This window comes from Streptomyces sp. NPDC059743 (genome assembly GCF_042732975.1).
In the GTDB taxonomy this organism is placed as follows: Bacteria; Actinomycetota; Actinomycetes; order Streptomycetales; family Streptomycetaceae; genus Streptomyces.
Window position 1 is genome coordinate 11,254 of record NZ_JBHWGS010000009.1, and the last position, 22,512, is coordinate 33,765.

At 69.9% G+C, this 22,512-nt stretch carries 1 protein-coding gene (only partly in view); it reads right to left on the minus strand.

Annotated elements, in window-relative coordinates:
* Positions 1 to 22,512: the 3' portion of an SDR family NAD(P)-dependent oxidoreductase gene (locus tag ACFV6H_RS17605; RefSeq protein WP_385542616.1), read on the minus strand. It continues 10,884 nt past the right edge of the window; 22,512 of the gene's 33,396 nt are visible here — the last part of the coding sequence; its start codon lies beyond the right edge, outside the window; the stop codon is at positions 1 to 3.

Sequence of the window (22,512 nt, forward strand, 5' to 3'; positions counted from 1 at the left end):
TCAGGACAGGCCCAGTTCGTCATCGAGGAGCGCGAACACATCGTCGTCCGACGCCGTGTCGAGATCGAACTCGCCGGTGCCGTCCGCCGACTCCCGGCGCAGCGCCGCCCACTTCGTCCTCAGCACCTCGATCCGTCCCGCGACATGCTTGAACTCCTGTGTGTCGACGGTCAGTTCCGCGATCGCCTTGTCCAACTGGTCGAGCACGGCGAGTACGGAGCCGGCCCCGGTGACCTCCTCCGTGACGAGCTGGGAGTGGAGGTGGTCCACGACATCGGCCGCTGTGGGGTAGTCGAACAGGAGAGTGGCGGGCAGCCGCAGTCCCGTCGCGGTGTTGAGCCGGTTCCTGAAGTCCACCGCCGTCAGCGAGTCGAAGCCCAGCTCCTGGAACTGGCGCGTGGCCCCGATCGCCGTACCGTCCGTGTGTCCGAGCACCATGGCGGCCTGGTCCCGTACCAGCTTCAGCAGTACGTCATGGCGCTCCTCGTCGGTCAGCCCGGTCAGCCGTCGCGCGAGCGCGCCCGCCGACTGCGGAGCGGCCGTGGACGTGGCGGTGGCCGTGGCGGTGGCCGTGGCCGACCGCCGGAAGGTCGTACGGATGAGGCTCCGGAGCAGCGGCGGGATCTCGCCCTGGGCGGCTCGCAGGGCCGGCAGATCCAGCCGTACGGGGACCACCAGCGCCCGGGTGCCGGTGGCCACCGCGTCGAACAGCTCCACGCCCAGGTCTGCGGAGAGCGGCGGCATGCCTGCGCGCGCCAGCCGTCGCATGTCCGCCTCGGACACGGTGCCGGTCATCCCGCCCGACCGCTCCCACGGGCCCCATGCCAGCGATACTCCGGGCAGCCCTTCGGCCGCGCGGCGCGCCATCAGCGCGTCCAGGAAGGTGTTGGCGGCGGCGTAGTTGGCCTGGCCCGCACCACCGAACACACCCGCCACGGACGAGAACACCACGAACGCGGCGAGATCGAGATCCCGCGTCAGTTCATGCAGATGCCAGGCGGCATCGGCCTTGGGACGCAGTACGGTGTCCACCCGCTCGGGTGTCAGCGAGCCGATGGTGCCGTCGTCCAGCACACCCGCCGTGTGCACCACGGCCGTCACCGGATGCTCGGCGGGCACCGCGGCCAGTACGCCGGCCAGCGCGGCACGGTCGGCGACATCGCAGGCGGCGACGGTGACCTCGGCCCCGAGACTCGTCAGCTCGTCGACGAGTCGGCGCGCGCCCTCGGCGCCGATACCTCGGCGGCTGAGCAGGAGCAGCCGCCGTACGCCGCGTTCCGCGACCAGATGCCGGGCGAGGACACCGCCCAGACCACCGGTTCCGCCGGTGATGAGTACGGTGCCGCCGCGCTCCCAGGTGTCGGAGTCGGACGGGTCGGACGGGTCGGTTGTGCCGGCCGGGTGGGTCGGGGCGGCCAGGTTGGTCGGGTCATCCTCCGTGGCCGGTTCCGGGAGAGACGCGCGTTCCAGCCTCGCGGCCCTGATCTCATGCCCGCGGAGCACCAGTTGTGGTTCGTCCGAGCCGAGGGCTTCCCCGAGACGGGTGAGGCCGTCGACGGCGGGCGCCGGATCCTCGGAGTCGGCCACCATCGGGTCGAGATCCAGGTCGAGATCCAGTAGAGCAAAGCAGCCCGGATTCTCCGACTGCGCCGACCGCACCAGGCCCCAGACGGCAGCCGCCGCCAGATCGGCCACGCCTCCGCCGTCCACCGCCACCGCGCCGCGGGTGACGAACAGCAGACGCAATCCGGCGAACCGGTCCTCGGCGGACCAGCGCTGCACCTGCTCCAGCGTCCTGGCCAGGACGGCGCGTACGGATCCGGGTACGGTGTCGGCCTCGGCGTCGGCGTCGGCCGTTTCACCGCGTACCGGGATCAGCATCACATCCGGCACCGGGCCGTCCGCCGCCGCGAGCGACGCCAGATCGTCGTACGCCTCGACGCTCGGGCCCGATGCGGCTACGGCCCCGGCGAGCCCGAGAAGGTCCGGCCCGACGAGGGCGACCGACTCAGGCGCGGCCGAACCGGCCGGGACAGGGATCCACTCCACCGTGAACAGCGCGTCGTTGCCGGTTCCCGCGGATTGGTTCAACTGCTCGCTGGACACGGTCCGTACGAGGAGCGAGTCGACGGAGGCGACCGGCGCACCGGTGGTGTCCGCGACCGCGATCGACACCGCGTCCTTGCCTCCGGACGGCGTGATCCGTACCCGTAGCGCGGAAGCGCCCGTCGCATGCAGCGAGACGCCTTCCCACGAGAACGGCAGGCCCCCGGTGCCCTCCTGGCCGTCATCGGCGAGGAGCGACGCGTGCAGGGCGGAGTCGAGGAGAGCCGGGTGCAGACCGTACGCTCCCGCCTCGGTGCTTTCGGGCAGGCTCACCTCGGCGAAGATCTCACCATCGCGACGCCACGCGGCCCGTAGACCTTGGAACACCGGACCGTATGCGAAACCGAGCTCCGCGAACCGCTCGTAGCAGCCGTCGAGTTCCAGTGCCTCGGCGCCCTTCGGGGGCCACACCGTGGCGTCGAAGCCGGTGTCCAGCGTCTCGGCACCGCTGGTGAGCGTGCCGGTGGTCAGCGTGCCGGTGGCATGCTGCGTCCATGGTGCGTCGGCGGCGTCCTCGGGCCGTGAGTAGATGCCCACCGTGCGACGGCCCGACTCGTCGGGAGTGCCCACGGCGACCTGCATCTGTACGGCGCCGCGCTCGGGCAGGACCAGTGGCGCCGCGAGCGTCAGCTCCTCGACACGGTCGCCGCCCACCTCGTCACCTGCTCGAACGGCCAGCTCCAGCAGGGCGGTTCCGGGCAGCAGGATCCGGCCCATCACCCTGTGGTCAGCGAGCCATGGATGCGACTGCACGGAGAGCCGGCCGGTGAACAACACGCCCTGACCGGCGGCCAGTTCGACGGCCGCGCCCAGCAGCGGATGCCCGGTGGAACCGAGCCCGGCCGCGCGCACATCACCGGCCCCGGACAGCGAGGCGGCCGGCCAGAACCACTGGTGCTGGAAGGCATACGTGGGCAACTCCACCCGCCGCGCACCGCTTCCGGCGAAGAACCGGCCCCAGTCCACCGTGACACCGTGCGCGTACATCTGGGCCAGCGCGGCAAGAGCGGTCGGTTCCTCGTCCCTGTTCTTGCGAAGGATCGGTACGGTCACTGCGCCTTCCGGCACGGAATCCTGGGCCATGGCGGAGAGGACACCGTCGGGACCCAGCTCCAGGAAGGCGGTCACGCCCTGCTCGGCCAGAGTCCGTACACCGTCGGCGAAGCGGACGGCCTCGCGGACATGCCGTACCCAGTACTCCGCGGAGCACAACTCATCGGCGGAGGCGAGACCGCCCGTCAGATTCGACACGACCGGAATACGTGGTGCCTGGAAGGCCAGCCCTTCGGCCACCGCGCGGAACTCGTCCAGCATCGGGTACATCAGCGGCGAGTGGAAGGCGTGGGAGACGCGCAGTCGGCTCGACTTCCGCCCCAATGCCTCCAGTTGGGCCGCTACCTCCAAGACAGCGTCCTCGTCACCCGAAATCACCACGGAGGAAGGACCGTTGACGGCGGCGATCGACACACGGTCGGAGAGATACGGGATGACCTCGTCCTCGGTGGCCTGCACGGCAACCATCGCACCGCCGACCGGGAGCGCCTGCATCAGCGAGGCGCGGGCCACGGCAAGGGCGCAAGCGTCCTCCAGCGAGAAGACACCCGCGACATGGGCGGCGGCAATCTCACCGATCGAATGCCCCGCGACAAAGTCGGGCTTGATACCCCAGGACTCCACCAACCGGAACAGCGCCACCTCCACCGCGAACAACGCAGGCTGAGTGGAGGCCGTCTCATTCAGCGCTTCGGCGTCCTCGCCCCAGATCACCTCACGGAGCGAACGGCCCAACTGGCCTTCCAGCAAGGTGAGTACGGTATCGAACGCCTCGGCGAAGACGGGGAAGCGCTCGTACAACTCCCTTCCCATACCGAGTCGCTGGGAGCCCTGGCCCGAGAAGAGCACCGCCGACTTTCCACCGAGGGCCGAGCCCGAGACCGCCAGTGGGTCCGGTTCGCCGGCGGCCAGTGCCGCCAGTGCGCGCGCCGAATCGGCAGGGCCGGCCGCGAGTACCGCCGCTCGATGCTCGAACGCCGAACGGCCCGTCGCCAACGAGAACCCGACATCCACCGGCCGCAGGTCAGGCCGCGCCTCCACCAACGACAGCAACCGCGCCGCCTGCCCCCGCAGCGCCTCCGGCGTCTTGCCCGAGAGCACCCAGGGGACCGTCACCGCTTCGGCCGGTGCCTCCGTCGAGGTCTGTGCCGCCACCGCCTCGGCGACAATCGACGGCTGCTCAAGGATGACGTGAGCGTTTGTACCGCTGATACCGAACGACGAGACACCCGCCCGCCGGGCGCGTCCTGCCTCGGGCCATGAGGTCTGCTCGGTGAGCAGCTCGACCGCGCCCGCCGACCAGTCCACATGGGACGACGGCGCGTCGACGTGGAGCGTCTGAGGAAGAACCCCATGGCGCATCGCCATCACCATCTTGATGACACCCGCCACACCAGCAGCCGCCTGCGTGTGCCCGATATTGGACTTCACGGAGCCGAGCAGCAGTGGACGCTCGGGGTCGCGGTCACGGCCGTACGTCGCCAGCAACGCCTGCGCCTCAATCGGATCACCCAGCGTCGTACCCGTACCATGCGCCTCCACCACATCCACATCACCCGCAGACAACCCACCACTGGCCAACGCCTGCCGGATCACCCGCTGCTGCGACGGACCATTCGGCGCCGTCAGACCATTCGACGCACCATCCTGATTCACCGCAGATCCACGCAGCAGCGCGAGCACCTGATGGCCATGGCGCCGCGCATCCGACAACCGCTCCAGCACCAGCATCCCGACACCCTCGGACCAGCCGACACCATCAGCCGAATCAGAGAACGCCTTGCACCGACCGTCCGGCGACAGTCCACGCTGACGCGAAAACTCCACAAACGTCCCAGGAGTCGACATCACCGTCACACCACCCGCCAACGCCAACGAGCACTCACCGCCTCGCAGCGCCTGGGCCGCCAGATGCATCGCCACAAGCGACGACGAGCACGCCGTATCAACCGTGACGGCCGGGCCTTCGAGGCCGAAGGTGTACGAGACCCGGCCCGAGGCCACGCTGCCCGCGCTGCCCTGGCCCTGATGGCCCTCGAACTCCTTGCCGTTCAGCGTCGTTCCGTAATCGCTGTACATCACACCGGCGAACACGCCCGTCTGACTGTCACGCAGCGACACCGGATCAATACCGGCCCGCTCGATCGCCTCCCACGACGCCTCCAACAACAACCGCTGCTGCGAATCCGTCGCCAACGCCTCACGCGGCGACATACCGAAGAACGCCGGATCGAACTCGCCGGCGTTCTGGAGGAATCCGCCCGAGCGGGTGTACGACGTACCGGCGTGATCCGGATCCGGGTGGTAGAGCGATTCCACGTCCCAACCACGATTGGCCGGGAACTCGGAGATCGCGTCCGTGCCCTCGGTGACCAGCCGCCACAGATCCTCCGGCGACGCCACACCGCCCGGGAACCGGCAGCTCATTCCCACGACCACGATCGGATCGTCGGCCGTCGACGGCAGGAGCCGGAGCGGGACCGACGCCTCGGTCTCGGCCTCGCTCCCGAACAGTTCGTCGCGGAGATGGTCCGCCAGAGCCGTCGCGGTCGGGTAGTCGAAGATCAGCGTGGCGGTGAGGCGCAGTCCGGTCACCGTACTCAGCCGGTTGCGCAGCTCGATCGCCGTCAACGAGTCGAAGCCCAGCTCCCGGAACTGGGATGCGGCGTCGACGGCTTCTCCGCCGGCGTGGCCGAGCACCAGGGCGATCTGGCTCCTCACGAGATCCAGAAGCGCCTCTCGTCGCTCCACGGGAGTGAGTCCGGCCAGCCGACCGATCAGACCGGTCGCGGTGGCCGATCCGGTCACCGCGCTCCGACGCGAGCGCGCTGGGATCAACGCCCGTAGTACCGCTGGCACTTCGCCCTGCGCGCGGAGCGCCGGGAGATCCAGCCGTACGGGTACGAGAGCTGCCCGGCCGGTGGCCAGCGCGGCGTCGAAGAGCGCCACGCCCTGGTCGACGGAGAGCGGTGGCATGCCCGAGCGCGCCATCCTCCGCATGTCCGCCTCGGTGACACCGCCTGTCATACCACCACCGGTCATGCCACCGATCTGGTCCCAGGGACCCCAGGCCAGCGATACGCCCGGCAGGCCCTCGGTCCTTCGGCGTTCGGCGAGTGCGTCGAGGAAGGCGTTCGCGGCGGCGTAGTTGGCCTGCCCGGCGCCACCGAACACGCCCGCCACAGAGGAGAAGACGACGAACGCGGCGAGATCGAAGTCGCGGGTCAGTTCATGCAGATGCCAGGCCGCGTCGGCCTTGGGACGCAGTACGGCATCCAGCCGCTCGGGCGTCAGCGAGCCGACGATCCCGTCGTCCAGCACACCCGCTGTATGGACCACAGCGGTCAGCGGATGCTCGACCGGCACCGACGCCAACAGTCCGGCCACCGCTGACCGGTCGGCGATATCACAGGCCGCCACGGTCACCTCGGCACCGTACGAGGTCAGCTCGGCGACCAGTTCGGCCGCGCCGGGCGCCTCAGCACCTCGTCGGCTCGCCAACAGCAGGCGACGGACTCGCCGTTCGGTGACCAGATGCCGCGCAAACACGCCGCCCAGACCACCCGTGCCGCCGGTGATCAGCACCGTACCGTCGGCGTCCCAGACCGGGCCCGTCCCGCCGTCGACCTCGGCATCGGCATCGGCATCGGCATCGGTGGGGATGGTCGTACGGACAAGGCGTCCAGCGGAGATCTCACCGTCACGGATCAGCAGGGCAGGCTCGTCCATACCAAGAGCGTGCGGCAGCACGGTGAGCGACGAGGTGTCGGAGTCGAGATCCAGCAGACCGAAGGAGCCCGGATTCTCCGTCTGCGCGGAGCGTACGAGCCCCCAGACCGAGGCCGCCGCCACATCGACGGCACGGTCCTCACCACCGCCCTTGACGGCGCCTCCGACTGCGCCCCGCGTGACGAACACCAGCCGGGAGTCGGCGAACCGCTCCTCGGCCAGCCACTCCTGCACCAGGGCCAGCGCGCCCGCCGTCAACGTATGGGTGGACTCCACGACTTGGCCGTCCGAATCACCGGCGATGCCCACCAGGACGGTGTCCGGCACCGGCCCCTTCCCCGCCGCCAGCGACGCGAGATCGACGTGTGTCCCGACCAGGAGGCCCGGTCCCGCCAACGGTTCGGCGAGGTTCAGTACGTCGGCCCCGAGGACGGCAACCGACGGCAGAACGTCCAGGCCGACGGCTACGGGAGTCCAAGCAAGCCGGAACAGTGCGTTCGCGGCAATGGCCCCGATGTCACTGAGCTCATCGCTCGACACGGCTCGTACGAGGAGTGAGTCGACGGAGGCGACCGGCGCACCGGAAGTGTCCGAGACCGTGATCGACACCGCGTCCTTGCCACGGACCGGGGCGATCCGTACGCGCAACACCGAAGCACCGGTCGCGAACAGCGAGACGCCCTCCCACGAGAACGGCAGGCCTCCGCCTCCTTGCGCGCTGTCGCCCGCCAGGAGCGACGCGTGCAGGGCGGAGTCGAGGAGAGCCGGGTGCAGACCGTACGCTCCCGCCTCGGTGCCCTCGGGCAGACTCACCTCGGCGTAGATCTCACCGTCACGACGCCAGGCCGCCCGTAGACCTTGGAACACCGGACCGTACACAAAGCCGATCTCGGCCAACCGCTCGTAGCAGCCGTCAAGTTCCAGCGCCTCGGCGCCGCTCGGCGGCCACACCGTGGCGTCGAAGCCGGTGGGCGGTTCCTGCGCGCCGGCTGCCAGTGTGCCCATCGCGTGCTGGGTCCACGGCACGTCCGCGGCGCCCTCGGGCCGGGAGTGGACCGTTACCGTACGCCGGCCGGTGTCATCGGCGGCACCGACCCGCACCTGCGTCTGAACCGCGCCGCGCGCCGGCAGCGTGAGCGGCGCCGCGAGCGTCAGCTCCTCGACCCGGTCGCAGCCGACCTCGTCGCCCGCCCGGAACGCCAACTCCAAGAGTGCTGTCCCCGGCAGCAGAACCCGGCCCATCACCGCGTGATCGGCGAGCCAAGGATGTGTTCCGACCGAGAGACGGCCGGTGAAGAGCATTCCTTCGCCCTCGGCCAGTTCAACCGCGGCGCCCAGCAAGGGATGCCCGGCCGAGCCCAGGCCCGCGGCCCGCACATCACGCGCGCCGGCCGACGAGGCGGTCGGCCAGAACCACTGGTGCTGGAAGGCGTACGTGGGCAGCTCCACCCGCCGCGCACCGCTTCCGGCGAAGAACCGGCCCCAGTCCACCGTGACACCGTACGTGTGCATCTGGGCCAGCGCGGTGACGGCGGCCAGCTCCTCCGGCCGGTCCTTGCGAAGGACCGGCACCACAGCGGCAGCGTCTCCGGCGCACTCGCGTGCGAGGGCGGAGAGCACGCCATCCGGGCCCAACTCCACGAAGGCTGTCACGCCTTGCGCTGAGAGAGTGGTCATGCCATCGGCGAAGCGGACGGCTTCACGGACATGCCGTACCCAGTACTCCGCAGAGCACAGCTCATCGGCGGAGGCGAGCCCACCCGTCAGATTCGACACCACCGGAATACGTGGTGCCTGGAAGGCCAGCCCTTCGGCCACCGCGCGGAACTCGTCCAACATCGAATCCATCAGCGGCGAGTGGAAGGCGTGCGAGACGCGAAGACGGCTGGTCTTACGGCCCTGTTCCGCCAGCCGGGCGGCGAGCTCCAGGACGGCGTTCTCGTCGCCGGAGATCACCACGGAGGAGGGACCGTTGACAGCTGCGATCGAGACACGGCCGGAGAGATACGGGATGACCTCGTCCTCGGTGGCCTGCACGGCAACCATCGCACCACCGGCCGGAAGCGCCTGCATCAACGAGGCGCGGGCCGCGACGAGGGCACAGGCATCCTCCAGCGAGAACACGCCCGCCACATGGGCAGCGGCAATCTCACCGATCGAATGCCCCGCGACAAAGTCGGGCTTGATACCCCAGAACTCCACCAACCGGAACAGCGCCACCTCCACCGCAAACAGCGCAGGCTGCGCGGAGCCCGTCGCATTCAGCGCTTCGGTGTCCTCGCCCCAGATGACATCCCTCAGCCGCTCGCCCAACTGCCCGCCCAGCAGGGCCAGTACCGAATCCAGCGCCTCCGCGAACACCGGGAACCGACCGTACAACTCCCGGCCCATACCGAGCCGCTGCGAACCCTGGCCCGAAAAGAGCAATGCCGTCTTTCCACCACTGACCGAGCCCGAGACCGCCAACGGGTCGGACTCCCCAGCAGCCAGCGCCGCCAACGCCCGTACCGTCTCCTCGGCATCACCCGCCAGCACGGCCGCACGGTGATCAAACACCGAACGGCCCGTCGCCAACGAGAACCCGACATCCACCGGCCGCAACTCGGCCCGCGCCTCCACCAACGACAGCAACCGCGCCGCCTGACCCCGCAACGCCTCCGGCGTCTTGCCCGAGAGCACCCAGGGAACCGTCACCGCTTCGGCCGGTGCCTCCGTGGAGGTCTGTGCCACCACCGTCTCAGGCACGACCGACGGCTGCTCCAGAATGACATGCGCGTTCGTACCACTGATACCGAACGACGACACACCCGCGCGCCGGGCACGACCTTCCTCCGGCCACGCGATCTGCTCGGTGAGAAGCTCCACCGCGCCTGCCGACCAGTCCACATGGGACGACGGCTCGGTCACATGCAGTGTCTGAGGAAGTACCCCGTGCCGCATCGCCATCACCATCTTGATGACGCCCGCTACACCAGCGGCTGCCTGCGTGTGCCCGATATTGGACTTCACCGAGCCGAGCAGCAGCGGACGCTCCGGATCACGGTCACGGCCGTACGTCGCCAGCAACGCCTGCGCCTCGATCGGATCACCCAGCGTCGTACCCGTACCGTGCGCCTCCACCACATCCACATCACCCGCAGACAACCCACCACTGGCCAACGCCTGACGAATCACCCGCTGCTGCGACGGACCATTCGGCGCCGTCAGACCATTCGACGCACCATCCTGATTCACCGCCGAACCACGCACCACCGCCAACACCTGGTGGCCATGCCGCCGCGCATCCGACAACCGCTCCAGGACCAGCATCCCGACACCCTCCGACCAGCCCACACCATCAGCCGAATCAGAGAACGCCTTGCACCGACCATCAGGCGACAACCCACGCTGACGCGAAAACTCCACAAACGTCCCAGGAGTCGACATCACCGTCACACCACCCGCCAACGCCAACGAGCACTCACCGCTCCGCAACGCCTGCATCGCCCAGTGCATCGCCACCAACGACGACGAACACGCCGTATCCACCGTCACCGCCGGACCCTCCAGACCCAGCGCGTACGACACCCGGCCCGAGGCCACACTGCCCGCACTGCCCTGGCCCTGGAAGCCCTCGAACTCCTCACCGTTGAGCGTGCTGCCGTAGTCGTTGTACATCACACCGGCGAACACACCCGTCTGACTGTCACGCAGCGACACCGGATCAATACCGGCCCGCTCGATCGCCTCCCACGACGCCTCCAACAACAACCGCTGCTGCGAATCCGTCGCCAACGCCTCACGCGGCGACATACCGAAGAACGACGGATCGAACTCCCCAGCCGTATGCAGAAATCCGCCCGAGCGGGTGTACGACGTACCGGCGTGATCCGGATCCGGGTGGTAGAGCGATTCCACGTCCCAACCACGATTGGCCGGGAACTCGGAGATCGCGTCCGTGCCCTCGGTGACCAGCCGCCACAGATCCTCCGGCGACGCCACGCCGCCCGGGAACCGGCAGGCCATCCCCACCAGCACGATCGGATCGTCGGCCACCGGCGGCAGCGACGACACCGGGATGGACAACTCCGGCTCGGCTCCGAGCAGTTCGGCGAGCAGCTGGTCCGCCAGCGCCGACAGCGTCGGATAGTCGAAGACCATGGTGGCCGGCAGACGCAGACCCGTCACCGTGTTGAGCCGGTTCCGCAGCTCCACCGCCGTGAGCGAGTCGAAGCCGAGGTCACGGAACGCGCGCCCCGAGTCGATGTCGGCGCCGCTCGCGTGTCCCAGTACCAGGGCCGCCTGGGCCCGTACGACGTCCAGCACCACTTCCTTGCGATCGGCGGGCTCCAGCACGCCCAGCCGCCGCACCAGACCGCCGTCCGCGCCGGAAGCCGTTGTCGCCGCCCGGCGCGACGGTGTCCGCACCAGACCGCGAAGCAGCGCCGGTACGGTGCCCAGGGCACGCAGCACCGGGAGATCGAGCCGTACGGGTACGACGGCGGCTTCGCCGGTCGCGAGCGCCGCGTCGAAAAGCGCGAGGCCCTGTTCCACCGGGAGCAGTGGCATACCGGCATCGGCGGCCCGCCGTACATCGCGCGCGTCAAGTCCGCTGGTCATGCCCGCGCCCTGGTCCCACGCGCCCCAGGCGAGCGACAGGCCCGGCAGTCCCTCGGCCCGCCGATGGGCCGCCAGCGCGTCCAGGAAGGCGTTGCCCGCCGCGTAGTTGGCCTGTCCGGCGCCACCGAACACACCCGCCACGGAGGAGAAGACGACAAACGCGGCGAGATCCAACTCGCGAGTCAGCTCATGCAGATGCCAGGCCGCGTCCGCCTTCGGCCGCAGCACACGGTCCAGCCGCTCCGGAGTGAGCGAACCGATCACACCGTCGTCCAGCACACCCGCCGTATGGACCACGGCGGTCAGCGGATGCTCGACCGGCACCGACGCCAACAGCCCGGCCAGGGCCTCGCGATCCGCCACATCACACGCGGCGACCGACACATGCGCACCTTGGGCGGTCAGCTCGGCCGCCAGATCCTCGGCGCCCTCGGCAGCGAGTCCACGCCGACTGGTCAGCAGCAGATGCCGTACGCCACGCTCACCGACCAGATGGCGTGCCAGCACACCACCCAGGCCGCCTGTGCCGCCGGTGATCAGCACCGTACCCTCGGGATCCCAGGCGGAGCCGCCCGCCTCGGACTCGGGCCTGGGCTCGGTCATTCGGGTCAGGCGCCCGGCGCGGATTCCACCGTCGCGGACAAGCAGTTGCGGCTCATCGACGCCGAGTGCTCGCGGCAGCAGAGCCACCGAGGACTCTGCGGAGTCCAGGTCCACCAGTCCGAAGGAGCCCGGGTTCTCCGTCTGCGCGGAGCGCACCAGGCCCCAGACCGAGGCCGCCGCCACATCGGCGACCTCCTCACCACCACCGGCGACGGCCCCAGTGGTGACGAACACCAGTCGGGAGCCGGCGAACCGCTCCTCGGCCAGCCACTCCTGTACCAGGGCCAGCGCATCGGCGGTCAACGCGTGGACGGAGTCGGTCACTTCGGCTCCGTACGCACTGGCCATGCCCACCAGCACCGTATCCGGCACCGGCGCCGCCTCGGCCGCGAGTGACGTCAGATCCTCGTACCTGCCGATCTCAACGCCCGTACGTGCCAGTCCTTCGGCGAGTCCGACGACATCCGGGCCGACCAACGCGACCGTACGGAAGGCGGATTCGGCCGGCAGCGCGACCGGTACCCATCCCACTCCGAACAGCGCGTCGCGCGCCACTCCGGCGCCGCCGCCGCTCAACTGCTCGCGCGATACAGCCCGTACAAGCAGCGAGTCGACCGAGGCAACCGGCTGACCTGCCGTGTCGGCGACCGCCACCGAGAGCGCGTCATGACCGGCGGGAGCGATCCGTACGCGTAGCGCCGTGGCACCGGTCGCGTGCAGGGATACGCCCTCCCACGAGAACGGCAGGCCCTGTGTGCCCGCCTGGCCATCACCAGCGAGGAGCGACGCGTGCAAGGCCGAGTCGAGCAGCGCCGGATGCAGACCGTACGCCCCCGCCTCGGTGTCCTCGGGCAGACTCACCTCGGCGAAGATCTCACCGTCACGACGCCATGCCGCCCGCAGCCCCTGGAACAGGGGGCCATAGGTGAAGCCGAGCTCCTCGAAGCGCTCGTAGCAACCTTCCACATCCAATGCCTCGGCACCCGCGGGCGGCCATACCGTGGCATCGAAGTCAGCGGGCACGGAGTGGGAACCGACGGCCAGCACACCGGTCGCGTGCTGTGTCCACGACGGCTCGTCGGCCGTGTCAGGACGGGAGTGGACCGTGACCGTACGCCGGCCGGTGTCATCGGCGACACCGACGCGTACCTGCACCTGGACCGCGCCCTGCCCAGGCAGCATGAGCGGCGCCGCGAGCGTCAACTCCTCAACCCGGTCACAGCCGACCTCGTCACCCGCCCGGAACGCCAGCTCCAACAGTGCTGTCCCCGGCAACAGAACGCGGCCCATCACCACATGGTCGGCAAGCCAAGGATGCGATCCCACCGACAGCCGGCCCGTGAAGACCGCTCCTTCGCCCTCGGCCAGTTCGACCGTCGCGCCCAGCAGCGGATGGCCCGCCGAGCCAAGTCCCGCCGCCCGCATATCGCCCGTACCGCCGAGCGGCCCGGCCGGCCAGAACCACTGGCGCTGGAAGGCGTACGTGGGCAACTCGACCCGTACCGCACCGGTCCCGGCGAACACAGCGGCCCGCTCCATGGGCGCGCCCTGCACATGCAGCCGCGCCCAGGCGGTGACGGCAGCCAGCTCCTCCGGCCTGTCCTTGCGCAGAACAGGCACCATGACGGCGTCGTCCCCGGCGGACTCGCGTGCCAGTGCGGAGAGAACGCCGTCCGGGCCCAGCTCCACGAACTTCCTTACGCCCGCGCCCTCCAGGCAGCGCACGCCGCCCGCGAACCGGACGGCTTCGCGGACATGCCGTACCCAGTACTCCGCCGAGCACAGCTCATCGGCCGACGCGAGAGCACCTGTCAGATTCGACACGACCGGGATACGAGGCGCCTGGAACACCAGGCCCTCCGCGACCGCCCGGAACTCCTCCAGCATCGGATCCATCAGCGGCGAGTGGAAGGCATGCGAAACCCGAAGACGGCTCGACTTCCGTCCCAACGCCTCCAGTTGGACCGCCACCTCCTGGACCGCGTCCTCCTCGCCGGAGATCACCACCGAGGACGGACCATTGACAGCGGCGATCGAGACACGGTCGGAGAGATACGGTGCGACCTCGTCCTCCGTCGCCCGCACCGCGACCATCGCACCGCCGGCCGGAAGCGCCTGCATCAACGAGCCGCGCGCGACCACCAGTCGGCAGGCGTCCTCCAGCGAGAACACACCCGCCACATATGCCGCCGCGATCTCACCGATCGAATGTCCCGCCACAAAGTCGGGCCTGACACCCCATGACTCGACCAGCCGGAACAGCGCCACCTCCACCGCGAACAACGCCGGCTGAGCAAAGCCCGTCGCGTTCAGCGCTTCGGCGTCCTCGCCCCAGATGACATCCCTCAGCGGCTCGCCCAACTGACCGTCCAGCAGCACCAGTACGGAATCCAACGCCTCCGCGAACACCGGGAACCGACCGTACAACTCCCGGCCCATACCGAGCCGCTGCGAACCCTGACCGGAGAAGAGCACCGCCGTCTTTCCACCAATGACCGAACCCGAGACCGCCAACGGGTCGGACTCCCCAGCAGCCAGCGCCGCCAACGCCCCTACGGTGTCCTCAGCATCGCCCGCCAGCACCGCCGCACGGTGATCAAACACCGAACGACCTGTCGCCAACGAGAACCCGACATCCACCGGCCGCAGCTCGGCCCGCGCCTCCACCAACGACAACAACCGCGCCGCCTGATCCTGCAACGCCTCCGGCGTCTTACCGGACAGCACCCACGGCACCACACCGGCCTCGACCATCGGAGCCGGAGCTTCGGTCCTGGTGACCACGGTTCCGCGGAGCACCGTGGGCGGCTGCTCCAAGATCACATGCGCGTTTGTACCGCTGATACCGAACGACGACACCGCCGCACGCCGTGCACGCTCGACCTCCGGCCACGCGGTCTCCTCGGTCAGCAGCTCGACCGCGCCTTCCGACCAGTCCACATGCGAGGACGGCGCGTCGACATGGAGCGTCTGAGGAAGAACGCCGTGCCGCATCGCCATCACCATCTTGATGACACCCGCCACACCAGCAGCCGCCTGCGTATGCCCGATATTGGACTTCACCGAGCCCAGCAGCAGCGGACGCTCCGGATCACGCTCACGACCGTACGTCGCCAGCAACGCCTGCGCCTCAATCGGGTCCCCGAGCGTCGTCCCTGTACCGTGCGCCTCTACCACATCCACGTCATCGGCCGACAACCCAGCACTGGCAAGCGCCTGGCGGATCACCCGCTGCTGCGACGGACCGTTCGGCGCCGTCAGACCATTCGACGCACCATCCTGATTCACCGCCGAACCACGCACCACCGCCAACACCTCATGACCATGCCGCCGCGCATCCGAAAGACGCTCCAGCACCACCATCCCCACACCCTCCGACCAGCCCACACCATCAGCCGAATCAGAGAACGCCTTGCACCGACCGTCCGGCGACAACCCACGCTGACGTGAGAAGTCCACAAACACCGTCGGTGTCGACATCACCGTCACACCGCCGGCCAACGCCAGCGAGCATTCGCCGCTCCGCAGCGCCTGCATCGCCCAGTGCATCGCCACGAGCGACGACGAACACGCCGTGTCCACTGTCACCGCCGGGCCCTCCAAACCCAGCGCGTACGACACCCGGCCCGAGGCCAGGCTGGTGCTGCCACCGCCTTGGAAGCCCTCGAACTCCGGACTCGCCAGCACGGCCGTGTAGTCGCTGTACATCACACCGGCGAACACGCCCGTCGCAGTGCCCTTCAGCGACACCGGATCAATACCGGCCCGTTCGATCGCCTCCCACGACGCCTCCAGCAGCAACCGCTGCTGCGAATCCGTCGCCAACGCCTCACGCGGCGACATACCGAAAAACGACGGATCGAACTCCCCTGCTGTGTGCAGGAATCCGCCCTCGCGGGTGTACGACGTACCCAAGTGATCCGGATCGGGATGGAACAGTCCGTCGACGTCCCAGCCCCGATTGACCGGGAAGCCGGAGATGGCGTCCCCGCCCTCCATGACCAGCCGCCACAGATCCTCCGGAGACGTCACACCGCCCGGATACCAGCAGCTCATCCCCACGACGACGATCGGATCGTCGGCGATCGCGGCCGAGCGCCTCGCCACGGGAACAGCCATGGGAGCAGCCATGGCGGCGCCGAGCAGTTCATCGAGAAGGTGGTCCACAAGCGTCTGGACCGTCGGATAGTCGAAGGCCATCGTGGCCGGGAGCCGCAGCCCGCTCACGGTGTTGAGCCGGTTCCGCAGCTCGACCGCCGTCAGCGAGTCGAAGCCCAACTCGCGGAAGGCGCGCCCGGGATGGACGGCCTCGGCGTCGGCGTGTCCCAGTACGAGGGCGACCTGCCCGCGTACCAGGTCCACCAGTACCTCCTGCCGCTCAACGGCGGTGAGCACCGTCAGGCGCTCCACCAGCCCCTTGGCGGTCGCCGAGCCCGCGACTGCCGCACGGCGCGGACGCGTACGGATCAACGCCCGTAGCAGCGGCGGGACTTCGCCCTGTGCGCGGAGCACCGGCAGGTCCAGCCGTACCGGCGCCAGCACGGCGTCACCGGTGGCCAGTGCCGCTTCGAACAGCGCGAGGCCCTGCTCCACCGGGAGCGGCGGCACTCCGGAGCGTGCCATCCGGTCCGTGTCGGTCTCCGTCAGTGTACCGGTCATCCCGCCCGACTGGTCCCACGGGCCCCAGGCCAGCGAGACTCCGGGCAGGCTTTCGGTACGCCTGCGCTCCATGAGGGCGTCCAGGAAGGCGTTGCCCGCCGCGTAGTTGCCCTGTCCCGCGTTGCCGAATGTGGCCGCCGCCGAGGAGAAGACCACGAAGGCCGTCAGATCGAGATCCCGTGTCAGTTCATGGAGGTGCCAGGCCGCGTCCGCCTTGGGTCGCAGCACACGGTCCAGCCGCTCCGGAGTGAGCGCGCCGACCACACCGTCGTCCAGGACGCCCGCCGCGTGGACCACGGCCGACACCCGGTGCCCGGCCAGCAGCTCCGCGAGCGCGGCTCGGTCCGCCACATCGCAGGCCACGGCCGTTGCCTGGACTCCTCGCAGCTCAAGCTCCGCGATGAGCTCTTCCGCGCCCTCGGCGGCCGGTCCGCGCCTGCTGACCAGCAGCAGCCGTCGTACGTCGTGCTCCGCCACCAGATGCCGGGCCAGTACCGCGCCGAGACCACCGGTACCGCCGGTGATCAGCACACTGCCGCCGTCGGTGTCCCAGACGGGACGCGCGTCGCTCCCGGCCGCCGGCCGGCGCACCAGGCGTCCGGCGCGTACCTCACCGCCGCGGACCACGATCTGTGGTTCATCCGTGTCCAGGGCCGCCAACGGAAGAGCCGTCGGCGGAAGGGCCGTTGTCTCCTCGTCGGGATCGAGGTCGATCAGACCGAAGCAGCCGGGATTCTCCGACTGCGCGGACCGTACGAGACCTCGCACCGAGGCCGCCGCCACATCGTGGCCGCCGACGGCGCCGCGTGTCACAAAGACGAACCGGGAGTCCGCGAAGCGCTCCTCGGCCAGTCGGGTCTGGATGCGGGCCAGGGCCTGGTGGGTGAGCGCGTGTACGGAGTCGGCGGTGTCGGCGCCCTGATCCCCTACCACGGGGATCAGCACCACACCCATCGGCAGCTCGCCCGCCGGCTCCTCACCCGCCGGCAGCTCGTCCGTCGGCTCCTCACCCATCGGCAGCTCGTCCGTCGGCAGCTCATCAAGGATCCGGGCCTCGGCGCCCACGGCGCGCAGGGCCTCGGCCAGGCCCAGTGTGTCCGGGCCGAGCACCGCCACCGTCCGCTCAGCCTGCTCCGTGGGCTCAGCCCGCTCAGCCCGCACCGAAGCCGCACCGGAAGGAGCCGCCACCGGCGTCCAGTCGAGCCGGAACAGCGCGTCCCGCGTCAGTGCGTCGGTATCGCTCAGGCTCTCGGTGGACAGGGCCCGCAGCGCCAGTGACTCCACCGACGCGACGGGCGCGCCCGTGGTGTCGGCGACGGCGATCGACACCGTTCCGTCGTCCGTACGGGACAGCCTGACCCGTACGGCGGAGGCTCCGGACGCCTCCAGCGACACACCGCTCCAGGAGAACGGGACACCCAGTGGGACACCGCCCGCGCGGCCGTTCGCTTCGGTGGGCGAGCCGATGAACCAGGCCGCGTGAAGGCCGGCGTCCAGCAGTGCGGGATGCAGTCCGAACGCCTCCGCGTCGGCCCGGACGCCGTCCGGCAGACTCAGCTCGGCGAAGATCTCGCCGTCGCGCCGCCAGACGGCCTGTAGGCCCTGGAAGACCGGCCCGTAGACAAATCCGTCCTCGGCGCGAGCGTCGTAGAAACCGTCCAGCTCCACCGGTTCGGCGCCCACCGGCGGCCAGACCGTGGCGTCGAAGCCGAGGGCATCGAAGCCCGTGGCGTCGAGGCCGGAGAGGACCGCGGCCGTACGAGGGCCTGCGGCCAGTACGCCGATGGCGTGCTGCGTCCAGGGCGCCTCGGTCTCGCCCTCGGGCCGCGAATGGATCGTGACGGTACGCCGACCGCTCTCGTCGGCCACTCCGACCCGCACCTGCGTCTGTGTGGCGCCGCGCTCCGGCAGCACCAGCGGCGCCGCGAGAGTCAGTTCGTCGACGCGGTCGCTGCCGACCTCGTCACCGGCGCGGATCGCCAGCTCCAGCAGGGCCGTTCCCGGCACCAGAATCCGGCCCATGACCGCATGGTCGGCCAGCCATGGATGAGTCCGCACCGAAAGGCGGCCGGTGAACAACACGCCTTCGCCTTCGGCCAGTTCGACCACGCCGTTGAGCAGGGGATGTCCGGCGGACATCAGGCCGACCGCGGCGGCGTCGGCGGCTCCGCGTGTGCCGTCGGGCCAGTAGGGCCGGTGTTCGAAAGCGTACGTGGGCAGCTCCACGCGGGACGCGCCGCTCCCGGCGAAGTACCGGGCCCAGTCCACGGAGACACCGTGCATATGCAGTTGAGCCAGTGCGGTGACGGCGGACAGTTCCTCGGAGCGGTCCTTACGGAGCACCGGCACCGTGACCGTCCCGTCGGGCACCGACTCCCTCGCCATCGCGGAGAGCACTCCGTCGGGCCCCAACTCGACCAGTACGGTGGCACCTTGCTCGGCGAGAGTACGGACGCCATCGGCGAAGCGGACGGCCTCGCGGACATGCCGTACCCAGTAGTCGGGCGTGCACAGCTCGTCCGGAGACGCGAGCCCACCGGTGAGATTCGAGACCACGGGAATGGCGGGTTCCTGGAACGACACCGTCTCCGCCACGGCACGGAACGCGTCGAGCATCGGCCGCATCAGCGGTGAGTGGAAGGCATGTGAGACCCGGAGCCCGGTCGTCTTCCGGCCGTCCCGCTCCAGCCGGGCCGCGATCTCCCGTACGACGTCCTCGTCGCCCGAAATCACCACCGAGGAGGGACCGTTGACCGCTGCGATCGACACCTGGGCCCGCGTCCCGTGCTCGGACAGCAGCGCAATGATCTCGTCCTCGGTGGCCTGTACGGCGGCCATCGCGCCACCGGCCGGCAGCGCCTGCATCAACGTTCCACGGGCCGCCACCAGACGGCAGGCATCCTCCAGCGAGAACACCCCGGCCACATGGGCGGCGGCAAGCTCACCGATCGAATGCCCGGCGACGAAGTCCGGCCTGACACCCCATGACTCGACCAGCCGGAACAGCGCCACCTCCACCGCGAACAACGCAGGCTGAGCAAAACCCGTCCCGTTCAGCGCTTCCGCGTCCTCGCCCCAGATGACCTCCCTGAGCGAGCGGCCCAACTCGCCGTCCAGCAGCGCCAGTACGGAGTCCAGCGCCTCCGCGAACACCGGGAACCGACCGTACAACTCACGGCCCATACCGAGCCGCTGCGAACCCTGCCCGGAGAACAGCACCGCCGTTCTGCCGCCGGTGACCGAGCCCGTGAGGGCCAGTGGATCCGGCTCGCCCACGGCCAGCGCCGCCAGCGCGCGCACCGTCCCAGCGGGCTCGTCGGCCATCACCACCGCGCCATGCTCGAACCTCGACCGGCCCGTGGCCAGCGAGAACCCGATATCCACCGGCCGCAGTCCGGGCCTGGCCCGGATGTACGAGAGCAGCCGGGCCGCCTGGCCGCGCAGCGCCTCCGGTGTCTTGCCGGACAGCACCCAGGGCACCACACCCGGCGCCTCCGACCTGACGGACGACCCGATGGACGGCCCGGCTTCGGCACTGTCGAGCACCGAGCCCTGGATCACCGTGGGCGGCTGCTCAAGAATGACATGCGCGTTCGTCCCGCTGATGCCGAAGGACGACACGCCCGCGCGCCGGACATGACCGGTCTCGGGCCACTCGGTGGGCGCGGTCAGCAGTTCCACCGCGCCCGACGACCAGTCGACGTGTGACGACGGCTCGGTGACATGGAGCGTCGGCGGCAACACACCATGGCGCATCGCCATGATCATCTTGATCACGCCCGCGGCGCCGGCCGCCGCCTGAGTGTGACCAAGGTTGGACTTCACCGAGCCGAGCAGCAGCGGACGCTCCGGATCGCGCTCACGACCGTACGTCGCCAACAACGCCTGCGCCTCGATCGGATCGCCCAACGTGGTCCCGGTACCGTGTGCCTCCACCGCGTCCACCTCGGCGGGCGAGAGTCCGCCGCTGGCGAGCGCCTGGCGGATCACCCGTTGCTGCGAAGGGCCGTTGGGCGCGGTGAGACCGTTGGACGCGCCGTCCTGGTTGACGGCGCTGCCCCGTACGACGGCGAGGATCTCATGGCCCTGGCGCCGGGCGTCCGACATGCGTTCCAGCAGGAGCATGCCGATGCCCTCGGACCAGCCGACACCGTCGGCCGACTCGGAGAAGGGCTTGGACCGGCCGTCGGGCGCGAGGCCCCGCTGCCGGGAGAACTCCACGAAGGTGTCGGGGATCGACATCACGGTGACACCGCCGGCCAGCGCCAGCGAGCATTCACCGCTGCGCAGCGCCTGGGCCGCGAGATGCATCGCGACGAGCGACGACGAGCACGCCGTGTCCACCGTCATCGCCGGGCCCTCGAAGCCGAAGGTGTACGAGACCCGGCCCGAGGCGACACTCAACGCACTGCCCTGGCCCTGGAAGCCTTCGTACTCCTTGCCGTTCAGTGTGGTGTTGTAGCCGCTGTACATCACACCGGCGAAGACACCGGTCCGGCTGTCGCGCAGCGAGTGCGGGTCGATACCGGCCCGCTCGATGGCCTCCCACGAGGTCTCCAGCAGAAGTCGTTGCTGCGAGTCGGTGGCCATGGCCTCGCGCGGACTCATCCCGAAGAACGCCGGGTCGAACTCGCCCGCGTCATGCAGGAATCCGCCCGAGCGGGTGTACGACGTGCCGGTGTGGTCCGGATCCGGATGGAAGAGCGCGTCCACGTCCCAGCCGCGGTTCACCGGGAAGTCGGAGACGACATCGGCGCCTTCGGAGACCACACGCCACAGGTCCTCGGGCGACCCGATGCCTCCGGGGAAACGGCAGCTCATGCCCACGACCACAATGGGGTCGTCATCGAGCAAGGCCCGGGAGAGCTCGGGCGCGGCGTCGGCCAGGGCAGCGTCCGGGCCGAGCAGTTCTTCGAGCAGATGACCGGCGAGTACCTCGACCGTCGGATAGTCGAAGACCATGGTGGCGGGCAGCCGCAGCCCGGTGGCCGCGTTCAGCCGGTTGCGCAGTTCGACAGCGGTGAGGGAGTCGAAGCCCAGATCGCGGAAGGCGCGCGCCGGATCGACTCCGTCGCCGCTTGTGTGGCCCAGCACCATGGCCGCGTGGTCACGCACCAGTTGGAGCAGCGTCCCGTACCGTTCCGCGCGCTCCAACCGGCTCAGACGCTCGGCCAGCCCGGCGTCCGTGCCCGTACCCATACCGGCTCCGGCTCCGGCTCCGGCGGCCACGGTCCGCCGCGAACCCGTACGGACCAGGCCGCGCAGCAGCGCGGGGACGGAGCCCTTGGCCCGCAGGACGGGCAGGTCGAGCCGTACGGGCAGAACCGCGGCCTCGCCGGTCGCGAGCGCCGCGTCGAACAGCGCGAGGCCCTGTTCCACCGAGAGCAGCGGCATGCCCGACTCGGCGGCGCGGCGGACGTCGCGGTCATCGAGGCCGCTGGTCATGCCCACGCCCTGGCCCCAGGGACCCCAGGCGAGCGACAGGCCCGGCAGTCCCTCGGCCCGCCGATGGGCGGCGAGCGCGTCCAGGAAGGCGTTGCCCGCCGCGTAGTTGGCCTGTCCCGGGCCACCGAACGTACCGGCCACGGAGGAGAAGACGACAAACGCGGCGAGATCGAGATCGCGGGTCAGTTCATGCAGATGCCAGGCCGCGTCGGCCTTGGGACGCAGTACGGCATCCAGCCGCTCGGGCGTCAGCGAGCCGAGGACGCCGTCGTCCAGGACACCCGCCGTATGGACCACGGCGGTCAGCGGATGCTCGGC